Annotated in this window: 25 protein-coding genes; 18 read left to right on the forward strand and 7 right to left on the reverse strand. The window is 37.0% G+C overall.

The genetic code is table 11. From position 1 onward, the window contains the following. Window positions 1–266: 266 nt before the first annotated feature. Both ACMX9J_RS02330 and ACMX9J_RS02335 read left to right on the forward strand, forming a co-directional pair. On the forward strand, window positions 267–464 hold the full coding sequence (locus ACMX9J_RS02330) for a cold-shock protein (protein ID WP_013056990.1): 198 nt from the start codon (window positions 267–269) through the stop codon (window positions 462–464). A 38-nt stretch (window positions 465–502) separates the two neighbouring features. Continuing rightward, window positions 503–865: a VOC family protein gene (locus ACMX9J_RS02335; RefSeq protein ID WP_416225369.1), complete on the forward strand. Its 363-nt coding sequence runs from the start codon at window positions 503–505 to the stop codon at window positions 863–865. Between the two features lie 22 nt (window positions 866–887). Here ACMX9J_RS02335 and ACMX9J_RS02340 read toward each other — a convergent pair whose 3' ends face one another. Continuing rightward, window positions 888–1,493: an RraA family protein gene (locus ACMX9J_RS02340; protein ID WP_034266024.1), complete on the reverse strand. Its 606-nt coding sequence runs from the start codon at window positions 1,491–1,493 to the stop codon at window positions 888–890. Window positions 1,494–2,076: 583 nt separating this feature from the next. Here ACMX9J_RS02340 and ACMX9J_RS02345 point away from each other — a divergent pair. Beyond that, window positions 2,077–2,532: a hypothetical protein gene (locus tag ACMX9J_RS02345; protein WP_033578944.1), complete on the forward strand. Its 456-nt coding sequence runs from the start codon at window positions 2,077–2,079 to the stop codon at window positions 2,530–2,532. Further along, entirely contained in the window at window positions 2,520–2,819 is a 300-nt protein-coding gene (locus ACMX9J_RS02350) for a YxcD family protein (RefSeq protein WP_014460159.1), read from the forward strand. The genes ACMX9J_RS02345 and ACMX9J_RS02350 overlap by 13 nt, the downstream gene beginning before the upstream one ends. 45 nt (window positions 2,820–2,864) lie before the next feature. On the opposite strand, the gene ACMX9J_RS02355 is transcribed toward ACMX9J_RS02350, so the two are convergent. Next, a complete protein-coding gene (locus ACMX9J_RS02355) occupies window positions 2,865–5,036 on the reverse strand; it encodes an MMPL family transporter (RefSeq protein ID WP_047750997.1) in 2,172 nt (723 codons plus the stop codon). 208 nt (window positions 5,037–5,244) lie between these two features. Here ACMX9J_RS02355 and ACMX9J_RS02360 point away from each other — a divergent pair, with 208 nt between their 5' ends. The 3 genes from ACMX9J_RS02360 (at window position 5,245) to ACMX9J_RS02370 (ending at window position 7,475) form a co-directional block, all read left to right on the forward strand. Further along, the gene (locus tag ACMX9J_RS02360) at window positions 5,245–6,105 is read left to right on the forward strand and encodes a dimethylarginine dimethylaminohydrolase family protein (RefSeq protein ID WP_416225370.1); all 861 of its coding nucleotides are present in this window, start codon (window positions 5,245–5,247) and stop codon (window positions 6,103–6,105) included. Between the two features lie 128 nt (window positions 6,106–6,233). After that, complete coding sequence (locus ACMX9J_RS02365) at window positions 6,234–6,437, forward strand: alpha/beta-type small acid-soluble spore protein (RefSeq protein ID WP_013056997.1); 204 nt, start codon at window positions 6,234–6,236, stop codon at window positions 6,435–6,437. Between the two features lie 189 nt (window positions 6,438–6,626). Beyond that, a complete protein-coding gene (locus ACMX9J_RS02370) occupies window positions 6,627–7,475 on the forward strand; it encodes a YihY/virulence factor BrkB family protein (protein WP_033578946.1) in 849 nt (282 codons plus the stop codon). Window positions 7,476–7,508: 33 nt separating this feature from the next. Here ACMX9J_RS02370 and ACMX9J_RS02375 read toward each other — a convergent pair whose 3' ends face one another. Continuing rightward, a complete protein-coding gene (locus ACMX9J_RS02375; RefSeq protein WP_034266052.1) occupies window positions 7,509–7,784 on the reverse strand; it encodes a hypothetical protein in 276 nt (91 codons plus the stop codon). 200 nt (window positions 7,785–7,984) lie between these two features. Here ACMX9J_RS02375 and ACMX9J_RS02380 point away from each other — a divergent pair, with 200 nt between their 5' ends. The 4 genes from ACMX9J_RS02380 to ACMX9J_RS02395 all read left to right on the forward strand — a co-directional run bounded on the left by ACMX9J_RS02380 (window position 7,985) and on the right by ACMX9J_RS02395 (window position 12,569). Further along, window positions 7,985–8,917: an alpha/beta hydrolase fold domain-containing protein gene (locus ACMX9J_RS02380; RefSeq protein ID WP_047750996.1), complete on the forward strand. Its 933-nt coding sequence runs from the start codon at window positions 7,985–7,987 to the stop codon at window positions 8,915–8,917. Window positions 8,918–9,376: 459 nt separating this feature from the next. After that, complete coding sequence (locus ACMX9J_RS02385; protein WP_053001485.1) at window positions 9,377–10,270, forward strand: excalibur calcium-binding domain-containing protein; 894 nt, start codon at window positions 9,377–9,379, stop codon at window positions 10,268–10,270. 601 nt (window positions 10,271–10,871) lie between these two features. Continuing rightward, window positions 10,872–11,111 carry a hypothetical protein gene (locus tag ACMX9J_RS02390; RefSeq protein ID WP_416225371.1) on the forward strand — a complete coding sequence of 80 codons (240 nt, stop codon included), beginning with the start codon at window positions 10,872–10,874 and terminating at the stop codon, window positions 11,109–11,111. A gap of 564 nt (window positions 11,112–11,675) precedes the next feature. Next, a complete protein-coding gene (locus tag ACMX9J_RS02395; protein ID WP_034266057.1) occupies window positions 11,676–12,569 on the forward strand; it encodes a helix-turn-helix domain-containing protein in 894 nt (297 codons plus the stop codon). Between the two features lie 375 nt (window positions 12,570–12,944). Here the strand turns inward: ACMX9J_RS02395 and ACMX9J_RS02400 are convergent, their stop codons facing one another. Beyond that, on the reverse strand, window positions 12,945–13,478 hold the full coding sequence (locus tag ACMX9J_RS02400) for a PIN domain-containing protein (RefSeq protein WP_047750993.1): 534 nt from the start codon (window positions 13,476–13,478) through the stop codon (window positions 12,945–12,947). 7 nt (window positions 13,479–13,485) lie between these two features. After that, window positions 13,486–13,842: a hypothetical protein gene (locus ACMX9J_RS02405; RefSeq protein ID WP_047750992.1), complete on the reverse strand. Its 357-nt coding sequence runs from the start codon at window positions 13,840–13,842 to the stop codon at window positions 13,486–13,488. 430 nt (window positions 13,843–14,272) lie between these two features. Here ACMX9J_RS02405 and ACMX9J_RS02410 point away from each other — a divergent pair, with 430 nt between their 5' ends. After that, window positions 14,273–15,250, forward strand: coding sequence for a ring-cleaving dioxygenase (locus ACMX9J_RS02410; protein WP_416225372.1), 978 nt, complete (start codon window positions 14,273–14,275; stop codon window positions 15,248–15,250). A gap of 98 nt (window positions 15,251–15,348) precedes the next feature. On the opposite strand, the gene ACMX9J_RS02415 is transcribed toward ACMX9J_RS02410, so the two are convergent. Further along, window positions 15,349–15,855, reverse strand: a complete 507-nt coding sequence (locus ACMX9J_RS02415; RefSeq protein ID WP_416225373.1) for a PCYCGC motif-containing (lipo)protein — start codon at window positions 15,853–15,855, stop codon at window positions 15,349–15,351. 232 nt (window positions 15,856–16,087) lie between these two features. On the opposite strand from ACMX9J_RS02415, the gene ACMX9J_RS02420 reads away from it, so the two are divergent. The 4 genes from ACMX9J_RS02420 to ACMX9J_RS02435 all read left to right on the forward strand — a co-directional run bounded on the left by ACMX9J_RS02420 (window position 16,088) and on the right by ACMX9J_RS02435 (window position 19,348). Further along, on the forward strand, window positions 16,088–16,942 hold the full coding sequence (locus ACMX9J_RS02420; protein ID WP_034266072.1) for an STAS domain-containing protein: 855 nt from the start codon (window positions 16,088–16,090) through the stop codon (window positions 16,940–16,942). A 321-nt stretch (window positions 16,943–17,263) separates the two neighbouring features. Next, the gene (locus ACMX9J_RS02425) at window positions 17,264–17,464 is read left to right on the forward strand and encodes a DUF3311 domain-containing protein (protein ID WP_033578956.1); all 201 of its coding nucleotides are present in this window, start codon (window positions 17,264–17,266) and stop codon (window positions 17,462–17,464) included. Next, window positions 17,461–18,954, forward strand: coding sequence for a sodium:solute symporter family protein (locus ACMX9J_RS02430; protein ID WP_154988820.1), 1,494 nt, complete (start codon window positions 17,461–17,463; stop codon window positions 18,952–18,954). Before ACMX9J_RS02425 ends, ACMX9J_RS02430 begins: the two co-directional genes overlap by 4 nt. A gap of 226 nt (window positions 18,955–19,180) precedes the next feature. Continuing rightward, the gene (locus ACMX9J_RS02435; protein ID WP_080754423.1) at window positions 19,181–19,348 is read left to right on the forward strand and encodes a Fur-regulated basic protein FbpA; all 168 of its coding nucleotides are present in this window, start codon (window positions 19,181–19,183) and stop codon (window positions 19,346–19,348) included. A 235-nt stretch (window positions 19,349–19,583) separates the two neighbouring features. On the opposite strand, the gene ACMX9J_RS02440 is transcribed toward ACMX9J_RS02435, so the two are convergent. After that, on the reverse strand, window positions 19,584–20,177 hold the full coding sequence (locus ACMX9J_RS02440; protein WP_028413378.1) for an exonuclease domain-containing protein: 594 nt from the start codon (window positions 20,175–20,177) through the stop codon (window positions 19,584–19,586). 233 nt (window positions 20,178–20,410) lie between these two features. Here ACMX9J_RS02440 and ACMX9J_RS02445 point away from each other — a divergent pair, with 233 nt between their 5' ends. Together ACMX9J_RS02445 and ACMX9J_RS02450 are read left to right on the forward strand one after the other, a co-directional pair. Continuing rightward, entirely contained in the window at window positions 20,411–20,707 is a 297-nt protein-coding gene (locus tag ACMX9J_RS02445; RefSeq protein WP_028413377.1) for a hypothetical protein, read from the forward strand. Between the two features lie 381 nt (window positions 20,708–21,088). Further along, on the forward strand, window positions 21,089–23,440 hold the full coding sequence (locus tag ACMX9J_RS02450; RefSeq protein ID WP_416225374.1) for an immune inhibitor A domain-containing protein: 2,352 nt from the start codon (window positions 21,089–21,091) through the stop codon (window positions 23,438–23,440). Window positions 23,441–23,545: the final 105 nt, after the last annotated feature.

Genomic DNA, 23,545 nt, shown 5'->3' on the forward strand with positions numbered 1-23,545 from the left:
CTGTTATAATAGTAAAATATATAATTTTTGTGATCTTCATTTTTGTTCTTTTCAGACTATCCCGTTGTTTTAAGAAAAGCAACTGCTATCTGCTTTGTTATAACTTCATTTTTATTTTAGTCTTTCAAGACGCCGTATTATTCCTCAAAGATTGATTTACGGATGTATAGTATCACTTTATCTTGCACCATTTACCGCATTTACACGCTAAGTTAATCTTCATTTATTATCCACTTAAAAAGTACTGTTTAAAGGAGACGATGTGTATGTATAATCGTAAAAATTTAGAGCCGGCTGTTATTGAAGAAACAAAAGTTTGGGAATGTACATCAGATACGTGTAATTGTTGGGTTCGAGATAACTTTAAAAGCGGAGATCAGCCAACTTGTCCAATTTGCAAAAGCGAAATGAAGCAAGCTGTAAAAGAGCTGCAGGTTATTCATAATCCTAGAGTCATTGATTAATAACTTTTAGGAAGACGTTTTTTGAAAGGGGTTTGTGGATGTTTCTGGGAATTGATCATGTTCAGCTTCTTGGTCCAGAAGGATGCGAGCAAGAAGCAAGAAATTTTTATGAAAATCTTTTAGGAATGAAAACTGTTCTTAAGCCGGAAAATTTAAGGCACAGAGGCGGCATATGGTTTCAATGTGGGACTCAAGAAGTGCATATCAGTATTCAAGATGACTACATACCTGCTAAAAAAGCGCATCCAGCTTTTGTCGTGGAAGATATCAAGACGCTTAGACGTAAATTGGCACATTCGGGCTGCGTTCTTTCTGAAGAAGAGCCTATTGCAGGGAGAGAGCGTTTTTTTGTCCATGACCAGTTTGGAAATCGATTAGAATTTTTACAATATGACAAATAAAAGACCTCCAAGCGGAGGTCTTTTATTTTAGGGCTTTATCTAAATAGGTATATACCGTTTCTTTGCTAATTAATACTTCGTTCTCTCGGTCTTTATCTTTTTGCCATTTTTCTCGTGCTTTTGCTAATACTTCTTCGGCTTGCTCCTTGGGAATGACAATCACTCCACCGTCATCACCTGCAATAAAGTCCCCAGGACGGATTTTTACGCCCCCGCAGGAAATGATCTCGTTTACCTTTCCTTTTTCTTTTTTGCTGCTTGCTGCGATCGTAGAGCCCTTACAAAATACGGGGAAATCGAGCTTTTCGATGTCTTCTTGATCTCGTATAACCCCATCTAGTACAATACCGCTTATTCCAACAAGCTTCGCCATGGCTACTACGAAATCTCCTGCTAAGGCACGGTTACAGTAGCTTTTACCATCAATAACGAGCACACTTCCCGGCTCCGCTAGTCGAATCGCTTCAAGCACTGAGTAATTATTGCCAGCGGGCGTATCTACGGTAAGAGCCGGCCCGAATAGTTTGTAATGACGCTGCAAGGGCTTAATAGAAAAGTCTAAGTGGTTGGCACCTTCCATTGCATCTGATAAATTTGCTGTTGATAATGGGAGCTGTTCATTCAACATCATATCTCTCCTTTGTAACTTTAGTTTATCTATACATATTCATATAAGAGAAAGCTCTTATTTATGAGAAGGCAAGTAGATAACGTTAAGCAATTGACCACCAATTACTTAACTGCAAACGTACAGCACTAGAATATTTCAGAGCCAATTTTTAATGCATTGTATTATATCTTTGAGGCGCTGTTTCTCGTATGGTATTCGTCATATAAGCACATATATCCTTTAATTAGTAACAAAGGAGAAGATAGCCTATAAAGACATTATGAAAGAAGGGGAGAAACGAAAGAACTCTGCAAAAGTGACTTTAGATAATATTTTCCGCAAAGTGTAAAATAAGCTGTATTTAACGAGGATGAAGGAAGAATCTTTGTTCAGTTTTATGAATGTCTCTGATTTACACTTAAATGGTCTTATATACACACGAAATACGTGCAAATGTTTAATCCTGTGAACATTTAATGGAGCTTTATGCATTTTTATATAAAAAAGTGAAACCTTTTGGTATGATGAAACGTAGGAACATATATGGAAATCATATATGAAAAAACATATGTGACGTTAGTCATTTAGTGGAGGGAAAGCAATGGTAAAAAAATTATTGGCCGCATTTATCGCATTAGCGGTTGTGTTTTCACCAGTCGGTGGATCACTTATTCATGACGGTTCAAACGTAGCAAGTGCAAAAGGGTATAAATCAGGAAAGCGCTCTTTTGACAGCGGAAGCAATAACCAATCAAGCTTATTTAAAAACAATAACAGTAATTCGGTTAAGCAAAACAATACATCTAAAAACTCATCATCTAAAAGTACAGCAGCTGGTTCAAAGCGCGGCGGCTTAATGAAAGGTCTTTTAATGGGAGGAATTGCGGGCTTATTATTTGGAAGCTTATTATCTAGCTTAGGACCATTAGGCCCAATTTTAGGCTTTATGGTAAATATGCTTGTGATTGTAGCTTTAATTCTTCTTGTAGTAAAGTTATTCCAAAGCGTACGTAGCAACAAGCGTAAAAATGAGGAAGTGAAATCTTGGAGACAATAAAAATTTCTGAACAAGATATTATCAATGCGATGTGTTTGTATATCGCAGAAAAAAAACAAGTTCAGCCTCAAGAAGTAGAGATTGAGCTAATGTATGATGATGACTACGGTTTTTCAGCAGAGTCATACGTGCATGATCGTAAACAGGTTCATATTACTTTGAACATTATCGAAGCCCTGCGCTATTGGCTGGATACGGAAATGAACGTAGACCCATACGCAGCAGGACTAGAACTGGAATTAGACGATGAAGAAGGCATTATCGCTTTTGCTAAATTAAGTCGATAAAGAAATCTTCAATGAAAAACCCGCTCACTTGAGCGGGTTTTTTTATCATGATTTTACCTGTTCGTTGGAACTGGACTTATCGCTTTTTTTAGTGAAAAACCACCAGTTGGCATCTCCAAGCAATTTCATAAGAGAAGGGACAAGAAGCATTCTGACAATCGTTGCATCGATAAATATAGCTAAGGCAATTCCTACACCCATTTGTTTAACAGGCGTTACGTCTGTAAAAGCAAAGGCTCCTGTAATGACAATCATGATTAAAGCAGCGCTCGTAATGATTTTACTAGTGGAAGCTAGGCCTTCTACCGTTGCTACATTGTTATCCTTCGTTTGATGATACACTTCGTGAATGCGTGAAATCAAAAAGACTTCGTAGTCCATGCTAAGCCCAAATACAAGGCCGAAAACAAAGACCGGCAGCACTAAAGCGATATTGGATTGGGTAAGACCTAAATGTCCATTTTGAAACAGCCATACAAGTAAACCAAACGTAGCTGTTAAGCTTAAAATATTCATAATGATAGCTTTTAAAGGAATCAGGACGGAACGAAAAGCAATCATTAAAATGACATACGTTGAAAATAAAACAAGAGCCAGGCCATAAGGCGCCTTTTCATAAATTTCATCAAATATTTCTTGTTCGAATTTTGGATAGCCGCCAATATGAACGGTGAAAGGTGAACGTTTCTCTTTCCATTTTCGAACAAAATCTTTTGCTTGATCTGAATTTTGGTCTGTATCTAGCGTAGCTTTTATGAGCATATAATGTTCGTTAATAAACGAATCTACAGCTGGCTTTGTCTGCGCGCTTATCTGCGGGTTGTTCAGCATAGCTTGAAGCTGATCACTGGATTTTACGTTTAAAGCGGTAGAAATAGAATCAACTTGCTTAACTAACGAATCTTCTTTTAATTGTTTTATAAAAGTAAAGGCATTTGTTAAAGGCTTTTCCTTCAGCATATCTTGCTTAGCTTCTAACACAAAATAAACGTCTGCCGTGTTTTTATTTATAAACGTATCGTTATACGTGTCAAAAGCTTGACGAGACTCGTATTTTGTTGGCAGTGCTTCTGAAGACGGTATTTCTAGATGCATGTCTCGAACGGGAATAAGTGCTACTAACAGAATAATAAGAGAAACAATCGTCATAGCTACAGGCTTTTTCATGACAAATGTAGCGAATGAACGCCACCTAGACTGACCGCCTTGTTCACTGATTTTTAAGATGCGTAAACGATTGATGCGTGTACCTAGTATAGCCAGTATGGAAGGAAGCAGCGTAAGAGCTGAAAACACAGCAATAAAAACAACAGCCATTCCTCCAAGAGCGACGTTTTGAAAAATATCAACTTGAATAAACAGCATTCCCGCTAATCCAATAAATACGCATAATCCGGAGAAGATGACTGAGCGTCCCGCTGTTTGAATGGTGATTTTGATTGCTTGTTCTACCGATTTCGTTTGAATTTCTTCTTTAAAGCGATTAATAAATAAAAGGGCAAAGTCAATACTAAGAGCTAATCCAATCATTGGAATCACGTTTAAAATGAAGATGGACAGCTCTGTGTACGGATGAAAGAAATAGACAACGCCCATGGTGGTAACGACGGTTACAATTCCTATCATAAGAGGAATTGCAGCGGCTACCACGCCGCCAAAAGCTAGAAGAAGCACAACTAAAGCAACAGGAATACCAATGGCTTCTGCTTTTGCTAAATCTGCTTGGCTTGCTGTATTCATATCTTTTTCAATAATAGGACCACCGGTTAATTTTACACTAACTTCTTTTTCTTCAGATGAAAGAGTTCTGATCTTTTCCACTCGTTTATCCATCGTTCCATCATCGTGATTAAAGTGGATAATTCCATACGCTGTGCTTCCTTTTATCATCTTGTTAGAAGCCGTTGGTATGTCAACTTTCGACGCGTCTGATTTGTCCTTTGCTTTTTGCATATACTGAGCGATCGTTTGCTGGAATTTCGAGTCAGAAACTCCGTCTTTTTTTTCAAACAAAACGATGATCTGAGCTTCGCTAACATCAAATTTATTAACTAAAAGCTGCTCGGTATCTTTATACATTCCTTTCATTTCAAATCCGTTTCCTCCAAGCACAGAAGGAAGCTTAGCCGCATAAAAGCCAAATCCGACAATTAGGATGACCCACAGTAGTAATAAAATTTTTCTGCCCGCATATAATGCGTTCGCTATTTTATTCATATTAACCTCCAATTTTTTGTACAGTTACTAGACTATTTTATACTAACAGTTATTGTAATTAGAAGAAGTATTGTGTTTTTTTTGTTTTTCTTGCCTGAAAAAGCTTTTCAGATAGATGCGCAGGGGTGTTTCCTTAGCAAAATCGTGTTTATGTTTCAGGCGATTTAGGGAACACTGTACATAAATGCACGAAGGGGGATTTAAAAAGATGCAAATGAAACAGCCAGCTAAAATGACGAATAGTTATGGATGTAAAAATGAGTATGATACATTAAAACGTGTGGTCGTTTGTCCACCTACATATATGAAAATTGAAGAAATTATTAATGAAACACAAAAGCATTATGCGGACGAAAACATTGATGAGAGCTTAGCTTCAAAGCAGCACCGTCAATTTGTCGAATGTCTTCAAAAAGAAGGGATTGAAGTCATCGGACTATCTGCACAAGAGCCATTTCCAGAACAAGTATTTACACGGGATATTGGCTATACGCTCGGAGATACCGTTATTGTCACGAAAATGGGCAGCGAAATTCGAAGCGGAGAAGAACAAGTGCTAGCCGATTGGCTGCAGCAGCAAGGTATTCCTTTCCATCAGGTACCGGACCACTCCATTGAAGGTGGAGATGTGCTGATTGATGGACAAGCTATTTTTATTGCACTCAGCGACCGTACAAGTAAAGAAGGCGTGGAGCATATCCAAGAGCTGCTTCCAGCGTATGAGGTTGTTCCGATTCCTATTGATCGGTCTTATCTTCATCTTGATTGTGTGTTAAATATTTTATCACCTACAGAAGCGCTTGTATTTTCACCCGCTTTACATGAGAAAGAATTAAATTTACTTCGCATGAAATATGACTTAATTGAAGTAACAAAAGAAGAGCAGTTTACGATGGGAAACAATGTATTATCCATCGGTAATCAACGGGTGATCAGTCTGCCAATAAATACAGAAGTGAATGAAGAGTTAAGGAAACGAGGCTATAAAGTGATTGAAGTTGATATATCTGAAATTATTAAGTCCGGCGGTTCTTTCCGCTGCTGCACAATGCCTCTTGAACGAGTGTAGAAAAGCTTAAAAAGAAAAAAAGATCTCGGCGATAGCCAGGGATCTTTTTTTTTGAAGGATGTTGTATAAAATTTCAAGTGAAAGGAACATTAACCTATATAAGCTGTTGAAGGAAAGGAGTGATAAACATGGCAAATCGTAATCCTATTTTAGTTCAAGGTGCTGAACAGCTTCTTGATCAGTTAAAAACGGAAATCGCGGGAAGACTTAACGTTCAGCTTGGCGCTGAGCAGACGGCTCGCGCAAATGGTTCTGTTGGTGGAGAAATGACGAAGCATCTTGTTGCAATGGCGCAGCAGCAATTAAGCGGTGCACAAGGACACATTCGCTAGTCTGCTCTACATAAATACTTTGATGAAAAGTTCTGGCTCTTTTGAGCCGGAACTTTTTTTGTTTAGGAAACATCATTCTACTTTCTCATGGTCGCTTGATTTGAGATTTTGCTCGAAATTCTCCACTTTCAAGGTTGAAAAGTGCATAAAATGGGAAAAGAACAAAAAAAGAGAAAGTAGAGGTTTATCATGAAAAAGCTATTATCATTCGGAAAAAGTCTTGGTAAAGAAATTCAAGAAGACCAAGCAACGGGACTAGCGGCTGAGCAAGCCTATTATTATATGCTATCATTATTCCCTATGCTTATTTTACTGATATCGATTGTTCCGTATCTATCTATTAAACCGGCAGAGGCAATCGATCTTCTTCAAAGCGTTATGCCGGGAGAAACGGCTGCAATCTTTAAGGATAACGTAGCTCAATTTGTAAGCCAACCAAACGGCGGGTTACTGACTGTAGGGATTTTAGGAACCATTTGGTCCGCTTCAAACGGTATGAACGCCTTTATTCGTGCAATGAACCAAGCCTACGACGTGAAAGAACAGCGCTCGTTTATTAAAGTAAGAGGCTTGTCCATTCTTTTAACAATTGGATTAATTGTAACAATTGTTGTATCGCTTCTTTTACCAGTGTTCGGAGGGGTTTTGTTAAATTGGATAAGCGAATGGTTTTCTCTTCCTTCAGGTACAACAGTGGTTTTAAATATTCTGCGCTGGATTGTTGGTGTCGGCATTATGGTACTTGTTTTATCCGTATTATACAGATTAGCGCCAAACAAAACATTTCCTTTTGCTCACGTATGGCCCGGCGCACTCGCTGCTACGCTGCTATGGCAGCTGACATCTTTAGGGTTCTCATTTTACGTAAGCAACTTTGGCAATTATTCTGCTACTTATGGAAGCTTAGGAGGCGTAATTGTTCTGATGCTTTGGCTATTTTTAACGGGGTTAATTCTCGTCATTGGAGGAGAGATTAATGCTATCTATCACCGAAACAAAACGGCTGCACCTCCTAAAGATACGTCTCAGGCGATGTAATAAAAAAGGAAACCTTTATAAAGGTTTCCTTTTTTAACGTTTAAAGCTATTCACAAGCTGTTTAAATGAGTTGGCTGTATATTTGACCGAATCTTTTTTGTACTGTATATCCGTTTTAATCGCTGCTTGTGTTACTTTTAAATGGTTTGTTTTTTCTTTAATATGATCAGTTTCGTTTTGAAGATGTTGAGAAGTGGCATTTACAGAGTTCACAGTTGGCTTGATTTTTTTATTAAATGATACGCCTGCGTAAATAAGATACGCAAGTGATGCCAAAACAACAGCTAAGCTTATATAAACAATAATCATCATTGTGCCTCCTTTGTACGTATTTATATTTATATAGGTGAGAATAAAATATATACGAATATCATCCTCTTTATTTAATTGTTATACCCATTTTTAATTAAAACAAACAAAAGCCTGCCGAGAAGACAATATATTGGATTTTTTCTGAAATTTCATTCATCATTACATATAGAGTTACCTTGAAAGGAGAGAGAAGAAGAATGCCGTTAGATCCGCATATTCAAATATTTCTAAATCAATATAACGAAATGCCCCGTCCTTCTTTAGAGGACGTTACACCCCTGCAGCTGAGGGAAATGGAAAAGATGTCTTTAACTCCTTCTAAAGAAGCAGTTAAAAAAGTATATAATGAAGAAATCCAATTAAATGAACGTACCCTCACTATACGAGTGTATGAGCCTGAAGGAACAGGGCCATTTCCCGCTCTTGTTTATTATCACGGAGGAGGCTGGGTATTAGGAAGCCTGGATACTCATGATTCCATATGCAGGTCGTATGCAAATGAAACAAACTGTATTGTAGTGTCTGTTGATTACCGCCTTGCTCCTGAGAGTAAATTTCCCGCTGCAGTGAACGATGCCTATGACGCCTTGGAGTGGATTTCAGCTCACGCGTCTCAATTAAATATCGATTCAAACAAAATTGCCGTTGGAGGAGATAGTGCCGGTGGCAACCTTGCTGCGGTTGTAAGCATTTTAGCAAAACAAGGACAAGGTCCATCCATTGTTCATCAGATGCTTATTTATCCGTCTGTAGGATTTAAAAATCAGCATCCTGCCTCTATGAAAGAAAATGCCGAAGGATACCTTCTTTCAAAAGATCTTATGGATTGGTTTCGCCTTCAGTACTTAAATAATAAAGAAGAAGAGCAGCATCCCTATAACGCTCCGGTATTACTAGAAGATTTATCGAGTCTACCAAGCGCTACCATTATTACAGCACAGTACGACCCTCTAAGAGATAGCGGAAAAGACTACGCGGACGCATTAAAAAATCACGGTGTTCCCGTCACCTACGAAAATTATGAAACGATGATTCACGGATTTTTAGGGTTTCATGAATTTGTCCCACTTGCTCAGCAGGCAATTAATAAAAGCGCAGCTCAACTGCGTCAAGTATTTGATTCTATTTAAGGATATATAGTAAAGCATACAAACTTGAGAAAAACAGCACATGGATGTGCTGTTTTTATTTATTGATAGGGAGAAAAGAATATAAGGAATAGTATGGGAATGAGCTTATCAAATTTATATGATAAATAACCAAGTTGGGACGATATACAAGTACTTGATAGATTAGCTGAGTCTATATTATAAAGTTGGAAATGCGTTGGTTACCACTAAGGAGATGCTAAGTCCTTAAGTTTCTAGCATATAACTATAATAAGTAACAAAGACATGCAAGTTCAGGGTTTCTAAATGGAAGTAACTCAAAAAAATTAAAACATCTTAATATCCTTAATCTGAATAGAGTAAAACAAATTAATGAATAACCATATTTTTATCGATAGCTTTTCTAATATTTAATTAAAAAAAATACTAAAAATATAGTAAAATTGTAACTATTGGAAATAAAGGGAGAGAAGTGAAAAAATGATAGCAGTTATTGGTTTACTTTCAGTGTTTATCTTTATAGTTTTTTTAATCTGGGGATTAATACAATTGGCAAGAAAGAAGAAAAGTAAAAAATATTTCATTATTGCACTGGTAAGTTTTACTCTATTTGCAATTCTAGCAACAGTGGACGGAAGTAAAGAAGAGGAACCACAAGTAGCTAAAAAAGAGACTAAGGTTGAAAAGAAAGCAACTTCAACAGCAACAAGTGTAAAGCCTACATTGGCATTTACTGAAGCAGCAGCAATTGTTTATAAAATGGTTGGAGTAGAAGAACCGGATGAGGGAATTAACAAATCTAAATTCATTAAAGAAAATGTTATGAAGGGTTATTTAGCCACTAAGATGAAAAAACATGTTTACACATTCGCTGAAGCTCAAAAGTCTGGAGAATGGGTTCAAGTAACGTTTGATGATAATGACAAGGTAGTTAAGAAAGTTGAAATGAGTCCTAACTTAGAGAAGAAAGTAGTTGCTAGTGTAAATAAAGAAAAAGCAGAAGAAACAGCTAAAAAGGAAGAAACTCAAAAAAAAGCTGAGGAACAAAAGAAACAAGAGGAAGCTCAGAAATTAGAAGAACAAAAAGCTAAAGAGAAAGCGCAAGCTAAGGCAGAAGAAGCAGCCCGTATTGCTGAGGAAAAACGTGTAGCTGAACAGAAACAAAAAGAACAAGTCGAGGCAGACCAAGCACGTAAAGAAGATGAGGAAAAAGATCAAGCAGCACAGGCTCAACAGCAACAACAAACTCAGACAGTTTTCTATAAAAACTGTACAGAGGCTAGGGCAGCAGGAGCAGCACCTGTTTACCAAGGACAACCGGGTTACGCTAAACATCTAGACCGTGATGGTGATGGGGTTGGCTGTGACCAATAATAACTCATTAGCGTAAGTATAAAATAAACTCTAAATCAGGCTGGAAGGTTTATGATATTAGTAGAAAATATGACTAACCAGTATTAGTTGAAAAGTCCTTTCCTTAATTGGATTGGGCTTTTTTGCTTCTCAATTTTCCCGTATAATTTATCCACTTTAACATTCCAAACGCCAGCTGACTTAAGTGCTTTATCCATGCTAGAACAAACTGAAAAAGAAGAAAAGAAATTCTTGAGGTTAGGGAAAGTATTATAATGGATTATAGAGAAGAAGGTATGGGGAATATTAGCGGTTTTAACGGAAATTTATTGGGGGTAAAAAAAGAAATATAATTGAAAAAATAACAAAAATAACCTATTTTGTGGTATTATTTACTCGTTGAAGGGATAAGTACTGTGATAGAGCAATTGTAGGGGTTAAGCTTGAGCTTCCTCAAATATGTCATAACGTAATGAATAATAGTTGCAGACCCAACCAATTAATTATGAATTTAGAAAAAGTAATCAGCCAACTTAGTTTATCAGTTTAAAGTAACACTATATAAAAAGAAATTTAAGGTACTTCTGATTGCGGCTTCCATCAAACAAAAGGGGAGAATTCTGTGAAAAAGTTGCTAATTGGTACTGCTTTGTTGTCTTTGAGTTTGACTATGGGTGCTTGTGACGGTGATGAGAAGGAGAATAATTCACTAGAGAAGAAAAGTGTAGCTGGAGCACCTAAGAAGAAGCCTGAAGGCAAAGATTTAGATAAAAAGTCTGAATCTCAGCAAATTCAAAACGAACAGAAAGATTTACGTGCGTATAGTGTAAAAGTTGAAGAAGAAAAAAAGCTAAAGAATTAGCAGAGCAGAAAGCAAGAGAAGAAGCGGAAGCTAACCGTCAAGCCGAAGTAGTTGAGCAACAAAGACAACAAAAGATTGCTGAACAACAACGTATCGCAGCGCAAGAAGCAGAAGAAAAAAAGAAACAACAAGTTCAAGTAGCACAAAGTCAAAAGCAACAAACAAATGATGAAGAATTATCTCATGCTGATCAATATGAAGAATCTGAAGTAAATGAAGATATTTCTGCTCCAGATCAATACGAAGAAGAGGTTCGTCAACAACAAGAAGAAAGTTTCACAGACGAAACAAAGCAACAAATTAATCAAGAAATGGAAGAAAACGATGGATATAGTTCTACTTTATGGCGATGTGATCAAGTGTTATATGGAGTGCAAGAAGGATACATTTCAAAAGAAGAAGCAGGAGATTGTCTAAAATAATACTATAACTAGAACAATCTTTCTTGGGATATTTTTCTTGATACTATTGATAAAAAAACTACCTAAATGGTACAATAGACTTATAAAAACATAATGGAACGTTGTTTTCACAGAGTTCATTGACATTAAGTAAGGTGATTTTTTGAATGATAAAAAACAAGTAGGTCAGCTGATTCAAGATCTGCGAAAGATTGCGGAAATGACAACTGTCGAGTTATCAGAAGGAATTTGTACAGAAGAAGAGCTACATCGATTTGAACAAGGTGAAATTCATGCAAGCAGTGAAGTTCTCTATCATTTATCGAAACGCTTAGGGGTTCCGATGAATTATTTCTTTGAAGCAGGAGAGCTAACGCCCAACGATTATTCAAAAGAAATTAAATCGACCATTAGGCATTATATACGAAAACGCGATTATGAAACTGTGTTACATATGGTGGATAAAGAAAAAGATAATCCTATGTTTCAAGATCCTTTTCACGCACAATTTTTCCTATGGCACGAAGCCATATGTGATTATTATATTGGAAATAAATTTGAACAAGCGCTTCGTAAATTGGAAAAAGCGATTGCGTTCACGCGTACGAGCGAACAGTTTTATTCAGAGAAAGAGATTGCTATTTTAAATAGTATTGCCATTATTTACGAAGAAGAAGGTCATTTAAAAAAAGCGTTCAGTACGTTTATGGAAGGATTGCAGCATATTGCTTTGCTTCCTAAGTTAAAAGATCCTCTTGTCAAAATTCGAATTTTATATGGATTATCACATGCGCTTTTGCAAATGGAACGTTATGAAAAGTCGGTTAAATATGCACAAGCAGGACTAGAGCTGTGTATTCAGCATGAGACGCTTTATTTATTAGGAGAACTGCACTATCAAATTGGAGAAGCACTCTGTCAGCTTGGTGAGCTTAAAGAAGGAATAGCTTACCTAGAAAAAGCTATTACTGTTTTTGAAATTGAGCAAAATGAAGCGTTTGTGACCATTATTAAAGAAGAGATGTCTAAATATCAAGAAACAAAAAAGAAGAGCTGACAGCTCTTCTTTTTTTATCTCCAATACACTGGGTGTGGGTAAAACGGACGAGGACGAGGGTAAAAGTAAGGGGGGTGGTAATAAATAGGACGTGGGTAAGGGTAAGGATAAGGATAAAATGGACGTGGGCGAGGATATGGATAATAACCATAAGGGAATCTTTCTTCAGTTTCCTGGGGATTGGAATAATAATCATAGCCATATTGATACTCTTCTAAAGGTTGTTCCGGGTAATATGGGTAATTCACTCTTTTCACCGCCTAAGTTTTTATGCTTTTTACTGTATTCAATATAGAAAGAATTGGAGTATGTACCCATCAAACTTTTAATTTGAAAAAGGCGGGAGACAAGGAGTGTTTTGAAAGCAAAAACAAATTAACTTTCCTTCTCGTTTTCTTGTAAGTTATCAGCACCGGGAAGGTTGGGAGGTTCAAAGCTTTTAATAAAAGAAGCGTAAGCAATCGTGTCTTTAATAGGATTTACATAAGATAATGGTTGACCTCGGTAGCTGAAATTAAATGTAATCCAAGCAAAATCTTTATTATTGTTGGAAATTAGTTTTGCATTATGTATAAAAGCAGATGCGGCAATCATCGCATCCGGGCCTTTAATTTTTTTATTGGATTCTATTTTGGCTTTTCTGCGAATTTGAGCTGCTAGCTGTGCAATTTCACTTGTAACGTCTACAATCTTATCGGTCATATCGTAAATATAATGATTTTTTACTGCTTTGACTTGAGGATTTGTTTCTACTTCCCAATGCGACAGAAGTTCCATTTGTACAACGGTAGGCATTAAAAATTCCGTATTATTTGAAATAAGTTCATTAATATATTCCACAACTTCTGGATAATTAAGCGCATGTGAAGCCCAAATGTTTGTATCAATGATTACTTTTTCACCCAACACAAATCGTTCACTCCTCTCTACTAGCCATTCGCACGAGCTCTTCTAACCCAAAAGGTGAGTAAAGAGCCGCGGATTCTGAAAGCTGATTGCTTAATAGAAGCTTTTCGTATTTAGTTAATCTAGTTTTGGCAGATTTTATGAGCCTTTCTTGTGTGCCGGTTACCACTTGATCTTTTTTATCATACGTGCGTAGAACTTTATTTTGAGGTTTGTATTTAAGGTTTTTCTTCTGCATAGGGGATGAGGAAGGTGATGGCGGTAAGGGTTGTGTGTAAATTTTTCCATTTATTTTTAGGTTAAAGTGCTTCTGAACTTCCTTGCTGTATGTTGCTTTTTTGTCATCTACCAAGCGCTGTGCTTTCATGATATCCCTGCCTTTTATATAAATTTATATAGTATATGTGATGAAGTTTTTTCTTACTATTCCTTTTATATAAAAAGATTAAAAAAGTTAGCTGCCGGGAGTTATTGAATTAATTGATGTTTGCCTGTTGGGTGATGATCTCACCGAATACCAGACAAAGGTTTAAAAACATGATATCGTGTAAGAGAAATAAATTAGTATAGGTTAGAGAAGGAACTAGGCAACAATACGGTGTTTTGTTACCGATTTGGTCCGTCCTCATTTATGAGATTTTGCTAAAATGTAAAAACCTACATATTTCCTTCCGAGATCATCCATACTTTATTGACAAAGGAAAATTAATCATGGTATATTATCTTTAATTAAAGATATTTAAATTAAAGATAAATAACGAATGATAAACTAGACGATTTATCCGGAGGAATGTAGAATGAACCACTTAAAAGGAATACACCACGTAACGGCTATTACGAGCAGCGCAGAAAAGAATTATGAATTTTTCACCTATGTGTTAGGCATGCGCTTAGTAAAAAAAACGGTCAATCAAGATGATATTCAAACGTATCATTTGTTTTTCGCAGATGATAAAGGCAGTGCCGGAACGGACATGACTTTTTTTGATTTTCCAGGAATTCCAAAAGGTTCTCACGGAACAAATGAAATTTCAAAAACATCTTTCCGCGTTCCAAATGATGACGCTTTAGACTATTGGGTAAAGCGCTTTGACCGCTTAGAAGTGAAGCATACGGGGATTCAAGAGCTATTTGGGAAAAAGACGCTTTCGTTTGTTGATTTTGATGATCAGCAGTATCAGTTAATTTCCGATGAAGGAAATCAAGGAGTTGAATCAGGCACTCCTTGGCAAAAAGGTCCTGTACCTCTTCAATACGCTATTACGGGACTCGGTCCTATCTTTATTCGTATCGCCGAGTTTAATTACTTTAAAGAAATGATGGAAAAAGTCCTTTTATTTAAAGAGATTGCTCAAGAAGAAAATCTCCACCTATTTGAAGTAGGAGAAGGAGGAAACGGTGCGCAAGTAGTAGTCGAACACAACGAAAAACTTCCGCAGGCTCAGCAAGGTTTTGGAACGGTTCATCACGTTGCTTTTCGCGTAGAAAATCGACAGGCTCTTGAAGAATGGATTAATCGAATGCCAAGCTTCGGTTTCCATACGTCTGGTTATGTGAATCGTCACTTCTTTGAATCGTTGTATGCAAGAGTGGCTCCGCAAATTTTATTTGAATTTGCGACAGATGGACCAGGATTTATGGGAGATGAACCTTACGAAACGCTCGGAGAAAAATTATCACTTCCTCCATTTTTAGAGCCAAAACGTGCAGAAATTGAGAAGCTCGTGCGTCCGATTGATACAGTAAGAAGTACAAAAGAGTTTGTGAAAGAATAGTACACAAAAAACACTCAAATAGCTATTTGAGTGTTTTTTGATGTTTTCTACTTTTACATATATCTGTCGCGAATGTTTACTTGAACAATGCCAATGTTCTACAAAGAAGGAGTAGGAGTGGGTTGTGCATAGCCTTCCTTATATTTTTCATCGATGTCTTTGCGAATATCTTTTATTGATTTGCCTCGGTTATAGTCGAGCATAGCTTTAGCTGCAATTTCTATACACAATCCGCATTTTGTTCCATGATCATCCCAGACAATTGCTCCATTTCTTTTGTTTTTAAAAATAAAGCAGTCATAGCTATTTTTGTGATTCGCTTCCATGCCACATCCACAGTAGCAAGGGATTTTTTCAAGTAGTTCACGATTTTTAGCAACGGATAGATAAACTAGCTTCATGTCTTTAGGCTGGTTCTTCAAAAACTGTGGTAAAACATCTGCTCCTGGAGTCTCTTCGCGAATATCAGCAACTGCAGCTTTATGATGTTCATGACCTGAATGTGCAGAAGAGTTTGTAGCAGAAGAAGTGGTTGTATTATTTGAGCAAGCTGATAATCCAATACTTGTAGCGAGAAGCCCCAACAAAATAATTGATTTTTTCAATACAATTAACATCCTTTCATGTAAAAATAAATGATAGTTGCATCATACACGGCAGTTTATCTATGTAGATAATCAAATACCTGCTTGTTTATATCTAATTCTCTATAAGTATGCAGAGCGGTTATCGTGTATGATAGAGATGGACGAGGAAAAAATATGAAGCATGAATTTCTCATAAGGTGCGTTTTGTAAGTGAGGACAGAAGGAGAAAGTGAACGGAGGTTAAACAGTAGTGAGTGAACAAAATCAACGTCTTTTTGAATATATTTTAGAGAATTCAGCCTCTATCAGTGAAGAATGGCTGCGCCAAAGAAGTAATATTAAAGGATCGATTTACTCAAAGGACGCAGACGCATCAGTTGAGAAAAAGCTGCGCGAGCAGCATCGTTATACGATCGAAACAATTGCGAGCGGCTTTCTTGACGATCAAGAGATTTTTAAACAACGTATGATGAAATGGACGACGGAAGTAGTAAACAGCAGAATTAAATTTGATACGCCGATTTACGAAGTAGTAGAAGCGCTAAGCAAAACAAGAAAAATTATTTGGACATATGTCAAAACATATAGCCTGATACATTCATCTATTACAAAAGAAGATATACTGTCTTGGAGTGAAGTTTATCATACAACATTTGATAAACTCATTAATGAATTTTCCGAACAGTATTATAAAATCACAAGGCAAAAAATAAGTCTTCAGCAAGAGCTAATCGACGAAACGAGTTTTCCTGTTATTCCAATTGTAGACCACATCGCGGTCTTGCCTTTGGTAGGGCTTATTGATGAAATCAAAGGTGATTCTATTATCGAGGTTGTTCCAAAAAGGTGTGCAGAAAAACATATAAGGCATTTAGTCATTGACTTATCGGGTGTAAATTATGTAGATACGTATGTCGCTCACAAATTTTTTGATTTGATTAACATTTTGCAGCTGCTAGGCATCCATGCGATTATGTCAGGAGTGAGTCCTGACATGGCTCAGACGGCTGTTAATGTAGGAATCAGTTTTAATAAAATTGAAACGTTCGGACATTTAAAACAAGCGCTCTCTTCGCTTGGTGTAAAGAAAAAAGAAGAAGAATAAAGTATAGAAATGCTAGATCGAAACGGAACTGTTTGAGACCTTTACTTTCAGTTCCGTTTTTTTGTTTGTCTATATTCTGTATATAAAAATATGAAATAATATTCTGCTGCATTCAAAATTTTGTAAGCATGTCTTACAAACTCCTTTTCATATGGGGACAAATGGAAGATACTAAGGAGCAAACAAACGGCGGTTTTCTATGACAAACGTCTCGTTTAGCTCAAGAATGGAGGTGTAAAGAGAAGAATAAGAGAAGTACATAATGAGATAGTTAAAGCCTTAGATAAGTACTGATAAGCCGTGTGATTAAGGAGGAGTTCTATGAAAATAATTTATCTTCTTTGCCTGCTTCCGTTTGTAGGAATATTAGGTTTATTGCCTTTCGTTAACAAAGTGACGCCGTTTATTTTAGGGATGCCTTTTTTTCTTTTTTGGATTGTTATGTGGGTAATCCTTACATCTTTTATTATGGGTATTGTGTACAAGCTCGATCCTGCTGTTAAAGGAGGAGATAAACAATGAATACCGCACTGATTATTATTTTCGGTTTTTTACTTTTAGCTATTTATCTTGGAATTCGAGCTACGCGGGGCAAAAAAATGGATTTAGAGCAGTGGAGCGTAGGGGGCAGAGGTTTTGGAACCGTTTTTGTCTTCTTTTTGATGGCGGGTGAAATCTATACTACTTTTACGTTTCTAGGTGGAAGCGCTTGGGCATATGGGAAAGGAGGGCCGGCGTTTTATATTTTAGCCTATATTTCTTTAGCGTACGTTTTAGGGTATTGGATTGGTCCGCAAATATGGCGATATGCGAAGCAGCATAAGCTCATGTCTCAGCCGGATTTTTTTGTTTCAAAATACAAAAGTCCGTTTCTGGGTATCGTTGTTTCATGTGCAGGGGTGCTGGCAATTGTTCCTTATATTATTTTACAATTCAAAGGCCTAGGCATTATTGTATCTGAAGCTTCTTATGGCTCTATCTCTTCAACTGCAGCCATTTGGATTGGAGCCATATCATTAACGGTTTACTTAATGATATCAGGCATACATGGTTCCGCTTGGACGGCTATTGTGAAAGATATTATGATTTTTATTGTTGTCTTATTTTTAGGAATATATATGCCGTTTCATTACTACGGAGGCTTACAGCCAATGTTTGAGGCTGTGCATCAAGCAAATCCAACGTTTCTTACTCTTCCCAAGACAGGTCTAAGTATTTCGTGGTTTATTTCTACAGTCATGCTGACCGTATTAGGATTTTACATGTGGCCGCATACGTTTAATGCAACGTATTCAGCTGAAAACGAGAATGTATTTAGAAAGAATTCTATTATAAGTCCTATTTATACGTTAATGCTGCTTTTTGTCTTTTTTGTAGGGTTTACTGCTCTTATGCAGGTACCTGGACTACAAGGCGCAGAAGCGGACTTGTCACTGCTTCGTCTTTCCATTCAAACATTTGACCCGTGGATTGTCGGCTTTATCGGCGCAGCTGGTTTATTAACAGCGCTTGTGCCTGGATCGATGCTCTTGATGGCAGCTTCTACGTCACTATCTAAGAACGTTTACGGCGTGCTTGTTCCCTCAGCGACGGGCAAACAAATTTCGATACTGGCTAAATGCTTCGTACCAGTCATTGCGCTTGTTTCAGTCTATTTTACACTTCATGGAGGGAATACAATTGTAACGCTTTTACTAATGGGCTACAGCATTGTGACGCAGCTGTTTCCTGCTTTTATTTTTAGTTTAATGAAAAACAATATCGTGACTAAATACGGGGCGTGTGCAGGTATTGTTGCCGGCATTGCGTCTGTGATGTATATAACGATTACTGAAACAACGCTTGGCACGTTGTTTCCTGCGTTGCCACAAATCATTAAAGATACAAATGTCGGCGTCATTTCTTTATTTATTAATTTAGTTGTATTAATGGTGGTTAGTTTAGCAACAAAAAAAATCGCCTCACAGCCGCATTTTGAAAGCGGGGCAGTAGATGGCAAACAGATTTTATGAAAATCTTTTTCCAATTGCGTTTTAAGAACATCATGAAGGGTATAAAAGTAGTGCATCACCAAAATGTTCAATATGGCTGCAAGACGTAAGCAGCCTTCTCGATAAAATGTAACGATTGCGTTGTTTTTAAACATAGGTAACGAGTGTGAAAAGCAACAAGACGTATGCCACAAGCGGTGTACGTCTTTTCTATGAAAGATATTCACCTAAAAAAGGAGATGATAACATGACATCTGAAAAAGCATTTGAGCAAAAGAAAGATCTTTTAATGAATCAAATTATTGAATCGGGTTACTTTAAGGCAGAAGACGGGAGACATTTGTACGAATTGAATTTAAGTGAACTAGAACAAACGCATCACGACCTTCAAAGCCAAAAGGTAAGAGAAGTATAATTTGAATCTTCTAGATTATTAGCAATTCAGCTGATTTCGTATATGTCTGTAAACACCAGCTGTTCAGTTTGTTCCTCCGCGATTTTTTGGTTTGAAAGCAGGCACTTTTCTTTTTCTTCCGGTGCGTTTACAACCTCGCTGTTTACAACCATATTCCTCAAACATATAACTCAACACTTAAGAAATAGGCAAATAAAAACAAAAAAAGCGCAGAAGCTGCGCTTTTTTTATTAAGTTAAAAACGAGTGGAAGCCGCTGTTTTTTTAGGTTTGCTCATTGCTTTTTTTAATACTTCAGAAAAATAGGGCTCTCCGCTAGGATTTTGCTGTCTTAGCAAGTCAATGGTTCCTTTCACGTCATCCATAGCTCTGTGAGCGTTCTCTCTCTCAATCTTATGATGGTCAAGAAGTGTTGTTAGTTTTTTATTAGGAAAGCCGTACTCTTTCCATTTGACAGCACGCATAGAGCAGTGCCATTTTTGGTTAAATAAAGATGGATACCGTTTTAAAAGAAAACTGCGATCGAAAGAAGCATTATGAGCGATGATAGCCGAAACGCTAGTTAACAATGATTCCACTTTTTTATCGTCTAATGTTTTATTTTTGACCATCTCATTTGTAATTCCCGTTAAGTTTGTAATGTACGGGAAAATGGGAGTTGAAGGCATATTAAATTCTTCATATTCTTCTACAATGTCGATTATTTCTCCGGTAGAAGAATCATAAGAAACAACAGCAATTGCCAGTTCGATAATATCGCATGTTTGAGCACTTAATCCCGTTGTTTCAACATCTAAAACGGCTGCTAATTTCACTTGTTCAGTTGACAACTCGTCGCCCTCCCTTTCTATTTATCATTCTATTAGCTTATCATTTTTTAACAGAAAACGTTAGTAAAAAAGATGAGCAAGCATGTACACGGGTTTATTTTATACGCCCACTTGGAAAAGGAATTTACTTTTTTAAAGGAGATGACGATAGCAAAGGAGAATAGTAATATTTACTCATCTAAATTAAGTCTTCATTGAAAATAATGAAATGAAGGAAGAAGGGGATCGTTATCATGCAATTGCTGTATATGGTACTTTTTCTTGTCTTAATTTTTTGGGGAATTACATCTTTTATTCATTACAGGAATCAAACTATTAAAGTTCGTTTGAACAAACATTATACGAATGCAGTAGAATGGATTGAAGCTGTTAAACAAGAGCTGGAAAAGCAAGGGAAATCCGTGAGTTATGAAGGGGATTTCTTGTTTAAAATTGATGAAAAACCTTATGAAATCGCAGCGCGCAATATGTCTATTTGGAGCACGTCGCTCTATCATATCTTGCTGCATCGTCAAAAAGAACATTCTTAAATTTACTTGCATACAAAGGTTATCACTTCTCGTCTATCGAGAAGTGATTTTTTTATCTTTCTGTATCCATAATGGGGAATTTTTTGTTTTTATATAATAGTAATACGGAAAAGGTGGTTCTAATTCCCTAAAAAAATACGCTTCATACAGTTTTAGTTGTGGTTATCGATTTGGCATGGAATTTGCATACGCAAGAAGGGTTTATCAGACATTTTAATTGTCAGGCAAAGAAAACTAGTTACATACTATAAAACTATTTTACATTATCTACTAGAATCAAAAAATTTTAATAATATAGTAAAATGTAGTTGACCTTCCTAGTTTTAGAATATAAAATAAATCTTGCTAATAGTTTGAAAATTCTAAAATGGAGGGGTTTACTTGAAAAGCTGGAAAAAGATTTTGGGGACATCTTTTCTTGCCACAACTGTTACATTAAGCGGAGTGGGACCAGTACTTATGAATGGAAGTACTGCTTCAGCTAAAACCGCACAATCGGAGGAACTTCCGAGTTCACCAATTGATATGAATACAGTACCGGAAGAAAGATTGGCTAACGCACTGAAAAACCAAGGAGTTATTTCTCAAAGTGCAACACCGCAAGAAGTGAAGAAAGCCGTTACTTCTTACATAAACAAAAAAGATGCACATAAAGAGAGCATGAAAGGACATAAAGCTAGCAAAATTGATTTGAAAGCGAAAGAAATGCAAACAAAACAAAAAGAAAAGTTTCAACGAGGCGAATTTGCTAACATTAAGTCTCAAGGAAACAATTCGGGGAACGGGGTAAACGTTAAACCTGCAGCTCAGGCAAAATATAACGGACAAGTGAGAAAAGATAAAGTTCTTGTACTTTTAGTCGAATACGCAGACTTCAAGCACAATAATGTCGTTCAAGAACCTGGTTACATGTATGCAAAAGACTTTAACCGAAATCACTATCAGCAATTAATGTTTGGAAAGAAAGACTTTACGCTATTCAACGGAAAGAAAATTAAAACGTTTAAACAATATTATGAAGAACAGTCTGGAGGTAGTTACACAGTAGATGGAACGGTTTCTGACTGGTTAACCGTACCTGGAAACGCAAAAGAATACGGAGCAGACAATCCAGCGGGAGGAAACGATAATGCGCCTGGATCTAAAGGGCCTCGTAACCTTGTAAAAGAAGCGCTTGCTGCAGCAGCAAAAAGCGGCATTAACCTTTCAGATTATGATCAGTTCGATCAATATGATATCGATGGAGATGGCAACCGCAATGAGCCTGACGGCATAGTGGATCACTTAATGGTCATTCATGCTGGAACTGGGCAAGAAGCAGGTGGAGGTAAACTAGGAAACGATGCTATCTGGTCTCACCGCTCTACTTTGGGACAAGTATATAAAGTTCCTGGAACAAACATGGCTGCTTATGATTATACAATCGAACCGGAAGACGGAGCAGTTGGGGTTTTTGCTCATGAATTTGGCCATGATTTAGGTTTGCCGGATGAGTATGATACACAGTATACGGGTCAAGGTGAGCCGGTAGGCGTTTGGTCAATTATGAGCGGAGGGAGCTGGGCTGGTGAAGTAGCTGGAACAGAACCGACAAGTTTCTCCCCGCAAAATAAAGAGTTTTTCCAAGCAAATATGGGTGGAAACTGGGCAAATATTCAACAAATTGACAGCAAAAACATTACAAAATCGGGCTCTGTGAGCGTGGTTGATCAAAGTGTCACAAAATCTAAACGACCAGGTATTGTAAAGATTAATTTACCTAAAAAAGCTGTTCAAGGGATTAAGCCTGAGTTTGGAAGCAACTATTATTACAGTAAACGCGGAGACGATCTGCATACGACGATGACAACGCCAGATTTTGATTTAACAACGGCCAACACAGCTAAATTCAATTACAAAGCGTTCTATGAAGTAGAGGCAGAATACGATTACTTATATGTAAATGCGATTCTTCCTGACGGTTCAAAAGTTCTGTTAGATACAATTGGTGATAAAGCGAATAATGCAGATGGTTCTGCTGAAACATCTAACGGAAAATGGGAAGATAAAAGTTATGACTTAACGCAGTTTAAAGGTAAAAAAATCAAGCTTCAATTTGAATACGTCACGGACGGCGGACTTGCTCTTCAAGGATTCGCTCTTGATAATGCTAGTTTAGTAGTAGATGGAAAAACGGTATTCACGGACGATGCTGAAGGAGCTCCAAAAGTAACGTTAGATGGATTTGAAAAGACAAACGGCATCAGCTATAAAGATAACTATTATTACCTTGAGTGGAGAAACTATGCAGGCAGTGATAAAGCACTTCAATTCGCGCGCGGTGCAAAATATAATACAGGCATGCTGCTTTGGTACGCAGATGAAAGCTATCTTGATAACTGGGTAGGACAACATCCGGGTGAAGGATTCCTTGGTGTAGTTGATTCACATGCTCATAAAGTTCTTTACTTTAATGTGAATGGTATTAGCACTACAGCAAATTCAAGCCGATATCAAATTGCAGACGCGGCGTTCTCATTTGATAAATCACCTGCTTGGTCATATTCTCATAAAACGTGGGGAACGATTTCATCTAAAGAATCAAATGGTGTTACAAGCTTTAACGATAAAAAATCGTATTTAGATGAAAGAATTAAAGATGCAGGCCGCTTGCTTCCTCAAAACGGATTAAAATTAGACGTAATTGGTGAAGCAAAAGACAATTCAGCTGGTGCTGTATGGATTCATAAGTAAAATTGGACTTATTAAAAAGATCTGAAGAGCGTATTCTTCGGATCTTTTTTTGTATCATAAAATCAAAATAAACTATGAGCTAAATAATCAAATAAGTTAAGCCCG

This window comes from Priestia sp. RMT2NF4 (assembly GCF_047872835.1).
GTDB lineage: Bacteria > Bacillota > Bacilli > Bacillales > Bacillaceae_H > Priestia > Priestia zanthoxyli.

What these genes read in the sequence shown, in the direction of transcription:
- ACMX9J_RS02380 (WP_047750996.1), top strand. Translation starts at nt 7,985, where the DNA reads ATGCCGTTAGATCCGCATATTCAAATATTTCTAAATCAATATAACGAA.
- ACMX9J_RS02365 (WP_013056997.1), top strand. Translation starts at nt 6,234, where the DNA reads ATGGCAAATCGTAATCCTATTTTAGTTCAAGGTGCTGAACAGCTTCTT.
- ACMX9J_RS02355 (WP_047750997.1), bottom strand. Translation starts at nt 5,036, where the DNA reads ATGAATAAAATAGCGAACGCATTATATGCGGGCAGAAAAATTTTATTA.
- ACMX9J_RS02330 (WP_013056990.1), top strand. Translation starts at nt 267, where the DNA reads ATGTATAATCGTAAAAATTTAGAGCCGGCTGTTATTGAAGAAACAAAA.
- ACMX9J_RS02385 (WP_053001485.1), top strand. Translation starts at nt 9,377, where the DNA reads ATGATAGCAGTTATTGGTTTACTTTCAGTGTTTATCTTTATAGTTTTT.
- ACMX9J_RS02425 (WP_033578956.1), top strand. Translation starts at nt 17,264, where the DNA reads ATGAAAATAATTTATCTTCTTTGCCTGCTTCCGTTTGTAGGAATATTA.
- ACMX9J_RS02435 (WP_080754423.1), top strand. Translation starts at nt 19,181, where the DNA reads ATGACATCTGAAAAAGCATTTGAGCAAAAGAAAGATCTTTTAATGAAT.
- ACMX9J_RS02370 (WP_033578946.1), top strand. Translation starts at nt 6,627, where the DNA reads ATGAAAAAGCTATTATCATTCGGAAAAAGTCTTGGTAAAGAAATTCAA.
- ACMX9J_RS02430 (WP_154988820.1), top strand. Translation starts at nt 17,461, where the DNA reads ATGAATACCGCACTGATTATTATTTTCGGTTTTTTACTTTTAGCTATT.
- ACMX9J_RS02445 (WP_028413377.1), top strand. Translation starts at nt 20,411, where the DNA reads ATGCAATTGCTGTATATGGTACTTTTTCTTGTCTTAATTTTTTGGGGA.
- ACMX9J_RS02360 (WP_416225370.1), top strand. Translation starts at nt 5,245, where the DNA reads ATGCAAATGAAACAGCCAGCTAAAATGACGAATAGTTATGGATGTAAA.
- ACMX9J_RS02410 (WP_416225372.1), top strand. Translation starts at nt 14,273, where the DNA reads ATGAACCACTTAAAAGGAATACACCACGTAACGGCTATTACGAGCAGC.
- ACMX9J_RS02405 (WP_047750992.1), bottom strand. Translation starts at nt 13,842, where the DNA reads ATGAAAGCACAGCGCTTGGTAGATGACAAAAAAGCAACATACAGCAAG.
- ACMX9J_RS02375 (WP_034266052.1), bottom strand. Translation starts at nt 7,784, where the DNA reads ATGATTATTGTTTATATAAGCTTAGCTGTTGTTTTGGCATCACTTGCG.
- ACMX9J_RS02345 (WP_033578944.1), top strand. Translation starts at nt 2,077, where the DNA reads ATGGTAAAAAAATTATTGGCCGCATTTATCGCATTAGCGGTTGTGTTT.
- ACMX9J_RS02335 (WP_416225369.1), top strand. Translation starts at nt 503, where the DNA reads ATGTTTCTGGGAATTGATCATGTTCAGCTTCTTGGTCCAGAAGGATGC.
- ACMX9J_RS02340 (WP_034266024.1), bottom strand. Translation starts at nt 1,493, where the DNA reads ATGTTGAATGAACAGCTCCCATTATCAACAGCAAATTTATCAGATGCA.